We start from the raw sequence: 355 nt of genomic DNA, 5'->3' as shown, positions 1-355 counted from the left end.
AGACCACGTCAGCAAGGCTGGGAAAGCACTCGTTGCGAAACTCTGACAGCAAATCCCGCTGATGAGCCTGCTCCCAGCGCAGCAGCACGATGAGGTCGGCAAGCGTGTTACCAATTGTGCTGACAGCAACACCGGCGTTGCGGAGCTGTGAGGTCGCAAACCGGCTGGGATAGAACAGTGGCAGCCAGCGCTCGTCGTGGAGCATCGGGACACATTCACCGCCTTGCATTACATGGACCGACAGCTCGGGCACTACCCTTGCTCGTCTGATTTCACGTATGCGTGGCTATATCCGATTGTCCTTCCGGTCAAAAAAAACACAAAAAAGAAGGAGCCCCACGAATGGGGCTCCTGT

The 355-nt window shown here is 56.3% G+C and carries 1 pseudogene; it reads right to left on the bottom strand.

Annotated features, from left to right (window positions below):
- Nucleotides 1–205 (bottom strand): annotated as a pseudogene (locus tag AC1DCJ_RS20335) (site-specific integrase); the annotation flags it as partial.
- Between the last annotated feature and the right edge of the window lie 150 nt (nucleotides 206–355).

Source organism: Stenotrophomonas sp. 10N36 (assembly GCF_056395005.1).
Note: the sequence above shows the minus strand (reverse complement) of the source record. Positions and strands in the feature narration are given on the sequence as shown.